Source organism: Roseibium sp. (genome assembly GCF_025698965.1).
Classification (GTDB): domain Bacteria; phylum Pseudomonadota; class Alphaproteobacteria; order Rhizobiales; family Stappiaceae; genus Roseibium.
Genome location: NZ_JAILWL010000456.1, coordinates 1 through 5,301 on the forward strand (window position 1 = coordinate 1; position 5,301 = coordinate 5,301).

General features: G+C 54.7%; 8 protein-coding genes and 1 other RNA gene. 5 read left to right on the forward strand and 4 right to left on the reverse strand.

The annotated features are described in order from the left end of the window. Positions 1–1,373: AsmA-like C-terminal region-containing protein (locus K5905_RS26830; RefSeq protein WP_297590003.1), on the forward strand; the 1,373-nt coding region annotated here is incomplete at its 5' end. A gap of 2 nt (positions 1,374–1,375) precedes the next feature. Here K5905_RS26830 and K5905_RS26835 read toward each other — a convergent pair. The 4 genes from K5905_RS26835 to ssrA all read right to left on the reverse strand — a co-directional run bounded on the left by K5905_RS26835 (position 1,376) and on the right by ssrA (position 2,980). Beyond that, a complete protein-coding gene (locus K5905_RS26835; protein ID WP_297590005.1) occupies positions 1,376–1,609 on the reverse strand; it encodes a ribbon-helix-helix domain-containing protein in 234 nt (77 codons plus the stop codon). A 6-nt stretch (positions 1,610–1,615) separates the two neighbouring features. Further along, a complete protein-coding gene (locus tag K5905_RS26840; RefSeq protein ID WP_297590007.1) occupies positions 1,616–1,825 on the reverse strand; it encodes a DUF4169 family protein in 210 nt (69 codons plus the stop codon). Between the two features lie 15 nt (positions 1,826–1,840). After that, on the reverse strand, positions 1,841–2,422 hold the full coding sequence (locus tag K5905_RS26845) for an SspB family protein (RefSeq protein WP_297590009.1): 582 nt from the start codon (positions 2,420–2,422) through the stop codon (positions 1,841–1,843). A 188-nt stretch (positions 2,423–2,610) separates the two neighbouring features. Further along, positions 2,611–2,980: a transfer-messenger RNA gene (ssrA, locus tag K5905_RS26850) on the reverse strand. A gap of 120 nt (positions 2,981–3,100) precedes the next feature. Here ssrA and K5905_RS26855 point away from each other — a divergent pair. The 4 genes from K5905_RS26855 to thyA form a co-directional block, all read left to right on the forward strand. Then, entirely contained in the window at positions 3,101–3,529 is a 429-nt protein-coding gene (locus K5905_RS26855) for a MarR family winged helix-turn-helix transcriptional regulator (RefSeq protein WP_297590011.1), read from the forward strand. An 81-nt stretch (positions 3,530–3,610) separates the two neighbouring features. After that, a complete protein-coding gene (locus K5905_RS26860) occupies positions 3,611–4,018 on the forward strand; it encodes a hypothetical protein (RefSeq protein WP_297590013.1) in 408 nt (135 codons plus the stop codon). Between the two features lie 10 nt (positions 4,019–4,028). Then, positions 4,029–4,568: a bifunctional 2-polyprenyl-6-hydroxyphenol methylase/3-demethylubiquinol 3-O-methyltransferase UbiG gene (locus K5905_RS26865; protein ID WP_297590016.1), complete on the forward strand. Its 540-nt coding sequence runs from the start codon at positions 4,029–4,031 to the stop codon at positions 4,566–4,568. Between the two features lie 250 nt (positions 4,569–4,818). Continuing rightward, positions 4,819–5,301 (forward strand): thymidylate synthase (thyA, locus tag K5905_RS26870; RefSeq protein ID WP_297590019.1); only part of this gene is annotated, 483 nt, incomplete at its 3' end.

A 5,301-nucleotide genomic window follows, 5' to 3' on the forward strand; every position in this document is an offset into this window, starting at 1 on the left:
CGTTGAATCAGGCCGATCTGCGCAGCCTTTCGGAGCTCGTTCTGGGGCCGGACCAGTGGTTCTCGGCCGGAGATGGGTCGAGCATTTGGCCGACGGCAGCCTTTGGGACGCCGTTGCTGAAGGATCTTGATCTGACATTGGATTTCAGGGCGGACAGTTTGCTTGTTGATGAAACAACGGCAATTGCCAATCCGCGTGCGGAAGTTCGTTTGACGCCATCACTGCTGCGTCTTGACGGATTGAACGGATCCTTTGCAGGGGGGCGCCTGGATGGCAGTCTTTCGCTTCGCCGATCCGACGCCGAGGCAGCCGTTTCCGGTCGAGTGAAGCTGGAGAAAGCCGATCTTCGGCAATTGGCCTGGCGCCCAAGCGACCGGGCGGTTGCTGCGGGAACACTGGATCTGTTTTTGGAGTTTGAAGGTGCGGGCCGTTCAATTTCAGCCATCGTGACTGGCTTGAGCGGCGGCGGAACCTTCGCAATGGATAAGGGTGACTTTCGCGGACTCAATCCTCAGGCGTTTCCGCTAGTCACCCGTGCGGTCGATGCGGGTCTCGATTTGCGAGATGAAAAGATACGTGAAGTCTTTATCAGCCATATGGCTGCCGGAACCCTTCCGTTTGAGAGGGTGGACGGAACGCTGACCCTTGTAGGCGGGCGATTGAGCGCAAGGAATGTTGTCGTCGATTCCGAAAAGGCGGAAATTTTCGGATCTGCGGAAGTGGATTTGGGAACCTACGACCTCGACGCTGATTTCTCGCTAAAAATCGATCCCGGAGAAGATGCGGTAACCGGTGCTGAACCTCAGGTCGGACTGTTGTTCCAAGGGCCGGTTGAGGCACCACGGCGCCGTGTCGATGTCGGCCCCTTCACCGCTTACCTGACCTTGCGGGCATTTGAACAGGAAGTCGAGCGGGTCGAAAAACTCCAGGCCGAAATTCTGGAGCGGGATCGCTTGGTCAGGGAATTGAAACAGCAGAGAGAAGCCAAAGGGCGCAGGGAGCGTGCCGCACAGGCTGCCGCTCTGGCAGCTGAGGAAGAAAGATTGCGACTTGAGGAAAGTCAGTCGCAAGAAGGGCAATCAGCTCCAACCCCGCAGAACGAGTCCACGCCTGCGCAAGAAACCAATGCGGCGCCACCTTTGCAACAAAGCGAGGCGCGGCAACAGTCGGGAGCAGTGCAGCCGTTTGCAGAGAGAATTCGGGCAGTGCTCGGGTCTCCTGATCCAGAAACCACCCAGTCTGTTCCCGATTCGGCACCACAAGCAAAGCCGTCCAACGCTTTGCCGCCGCTCGACCCTCCCGTGTCGATCGAAGACCTGATCACAAGGGAAGTTGGCGGGGGACCGCTCATCCTTCCCGGAGCGCCTCAGTAGCGTTACGGGCTGCCGACGCCGGTTTTTGCGGATCTTACCTGCTTCAGTGCCCACACACGCACAGCTGAAGACAAGGGGTCTTCCGGGTCGCGGGTGTCGTCGATCTCTGCAATCAGATTGGCGAGAGGCCGTTTTTCCGCACTTGTGATACTGTCCACGACATCCCAGAATTCGGGTTCGAGCGCCAGACTGGTTCTGTGGCCGTGGAGAGACAGGGACCGTTTGATCAGCGCCATCGGGCGTTAATCCGAACTGTCTTTGTCATTTGGTGCCGGTTCATCGAGACGATGGCCTTCAACGTGACTTTGAAGCTCGTCGCGCCTGCGGCGCGCAGCTTCGCGTTCGGTCTTGGTTCGGCCAAATTTGCGACGGTTGTCATCCGCCACTTTTTCCTTGTCCAGACGGTTTTTCTGCTTGCGCATCTGGCGCAGATTGATGATCTCCGCGCTCATGGGGAGCTCCGGTTGTCAGGTCTTTTTACGGAACGCATCCAGAGAAACGACTTCTCCGCCGCTATCGCTTCCGGACGCCGGCGTTTCGGCTTTTTCATCGCCGTCGCCATCCTCTTTCGAGGCAATTTCCAGCGGCTTGGGTGCATCGTCAGACTTGGCTTCGTTTTCAGCGTGTTCCTGTTCCACCTTCGCCAACTCTTCAACCGCTTCGAGCAACTCCTCGGGAAGTTCCTCGGCCGTTTTGCCCGGATCGAATTCGAGTGCAAACTGGACCGAAGGATCGAAGAAACCCTTGATGGCAGAGTAGGGCACAAGCAGTTTTTCCGGAACGCCTCCAAATGACAGACCAACTTCGAAGGCGTGCTCGCCAATCGCCAGATCCCAGAACTGGTGCTGTAATACGATGGTCATTTCCTGCGGATAGCGCTCTTTCAGGCGCTGGGAAATGCGAACACCGGGAGCATTTGTGTCGAACGCTATATAGAAGTGATGATCCCCGGGAAGGCCGGTCCGTCCAACTTCGGCCAGTATCTTCTTCACCGCGCCGCGCAGCGCGTCCTGAATTAAAATGTCGTATCGCAGAAGGTCTTCAGACATCAGTTTTCGTCGAATCTCGCTGGGAATCTTGTCTTTCAGAACCACATTGACGGGCCAGGGCCAAAAAGAAAAGGCTCTTTTCCAAGTGATACCGATTTATTGGCTCTTTCCTGCCCACGAAGAGTTGTCGAAGCTACACGAACCTTGGGGCGAGGATGGGGCAAAGGATACATCTCGGAGTGATATCAAGTGGAGGCTTCTGTTGCCAGGTGCCTCCGAACCCCGCCTGAAGGTGCTAACCAACGGGACTTAGTGGACTACCGGCGCTGCATTACGCAGCGACAGCGTTGTCCATAGCATAGTTGTCGTTTGCAACTATTAGAACAGCCCGATAACGGTGGTACAATGCCGAGCAAAAGCACAGTCTTTACGCCCTCGTCGATCCTATTTCGCCCCCGCCGAAACCCATGAGAATTCCGAAGATTGGCCTCATGGGCTTGGGTGGAGGCGCCGGGTACCGCCCCCGGGTCCGATAGGTTTATTGCACTGACAGTTTATTGCCATAGCTGGCGAACCAGCACGCTTGATATAGGCGCTTTGGAGCGGAAAGGGAAGAGGAAGCATCGATTTGCCACCAAATCATAAAGGGAAATTTCAACCACGCGATTCTGGAGAACAACCGGGGTTGACGGCAGTTTTAAAGTCGATTAGTTAGAAAGACTAACTAAAGGTTTGAGTATGAAACTCCCTGACTTTATTGAATTGGTGCATCGGCATGCGCATCGTCGGTGGAACGCATCGGCAAGCGACGTGGGAGTATCGTACAGCGAATTTGAGTATTTGAGCGCCATCAAGGAGCAGGAATTCCGTAAAACGGACAAGGACGATCACGGCCAGCATCTGCAGGATGTGGTTGAAACAATGGGCGTTCGAAAAGCCTCCGCCAGTGTCATGGTGGTCAAGTTGGAAGAACGTGGCTGGGTGCGCCGGGTTCCATGCCAGTATGACGCCAGGGCGCAACATATTCTATTGACGGAAGAAGGCCAGGTGCGCTTGGAAACAGGCAGATCCATCTATGCTTCTGTGGCACGTGAAATACTGGGCGAGCTGGGTGAGAAAGAGCGCGGAGAGCTTCTGCAGATCTGCAGTTTGACGGCTTCGCCGTAGTCCGGCTTGCATTTTAATCAAAATAGTAAGTCAAACTAACTAACTATTGGGCTTGTTAACAAAATCGCGAAGTGAGGAAACATGAACTATGAATTGATGCTTATGGGGGCTGCAATCCACATTCTCGTTTGGGAAAAGCTTCCCGAATGGGGCACCTGGTTCAACACTTTTTTGGAGCATTTGCCAAGGCCGCTGCAAGCCCTCTACGACCAGTGGCATTGTCCTTATTGCGCGGGATTCTGGATTGCGTTGCTGCTGCATGCCGTAACCGGTTTCTGGACGATTCCGGGTCTTGCAAATTTGCCGGCTTATCTCGGTATTTTGCGGGATCCTGTGGCCTGGGTGCTTGATGGGCTTGCAACAGCTACCCTGATTTATACGGCAATCCTGTCCCTCAAGGCTATTGGATTGCCTGCAATGCAGGCGCACATGATGAAGGCAGACTTCATGAAATCGGTCTTTCCGGACCATGGTCAGGAAAAACAATGAGGTGCGCCTGATGGCTTACGATTATGACGCACTTTACCGCAAGACACCCAACGCCCTTGGTGAACCCAACGCGGTATTTTTCGAGTTTTTCAAGTCTTACGGCAAGGCAAATGCCCGTGTTCTGGATGTTGGTTGCGGGCAGGGTAGGGATGCCTTGTTCATAGCAAGGCTTGGTCACTGTGTGACCGGTGTTGATCTTTCCCCAGCTGGTGTATCGGATTTGCTTGCGGAAGCGGCGCGCGCAGGGCTTGCGGTGAAAGGCTATGTCGCCGATATCGTCGATTTTGAACCCACCGGCAGTTTTGATGTGATTGTTATCGACCGCACACTGCACATGTTGGACCGCCTGCCCAGGGTAGACGTACTTACAAGATTGATCGAGCACCTGGAAGTTGATGGTTCACTATTGATCGCAGATGAACCATGCAACTTGCCGGACTTTCGCAAAGTTCTGGATAGGGGTTCCGGACACTGGACCGTCATCAAAGAAGAAAAAGGCGTCTTGTTCGCGAGACGTGGAAGAGGCCGCACGAGGCTGGAACACCCTTAGGGCAGTTGCCGAGTGGAGGCAGTTTCAGATACCTGTGTGCCGCGTCATGTCTTTTTTTTGTCCCGCTGACAGTGTGACAGGTCTTCCAAGGACTGAACTCAAACGTCGATCAGGTCGAACCGAAACCTACTTCAACACTTCATGCGATCCGGGATTCGATCTGGGGAAATTTCTTAGAAGGGGCTGCGTTTTCCTCAAAATCTGCGAAGTTAGCTCCACTTGCTCGAAATCCAATCGGAAAGGCCTCGCTGTGCAGCAATATCTCGATCTCTTGCAGAAAATTCTGGATGAGGGCGTTGACCGGGGCGACCGCACGGGGACAGGCACGCGTTCGGTATTTGGCCATCAGATGCGTTTCGACCTGTCTGAAGGATTTCCGGTGGTCACGACCAAAAAGCTGCATCTGAGGTCTATCATTCACGAGCTGCTGTGGTTTCTGGCAGGTGACACCAACATTGCTTATCTGAAGGAAAACGGCGTCAGGATCTGGGATGAGTGGGCCGATGAAAACGGCGAACTTGGTCCGGTCTATGGCTATCAGTGGCGGTCCTGGCCGGCACCGGACGGTCGTTCCATCGATCAGATCGCAAATCTGCTCACCATGATCCGCACCAACCCGGAAAGCCGGCGCCTGATCGTATCAGCCTGGAACCCGGCTCTGGTCGACGAAATGGCGCTGCCGCCGTGCCATTCGCTGTTCCAGTTCTATGTGGCCGACGGCAAGCTTTCCTGC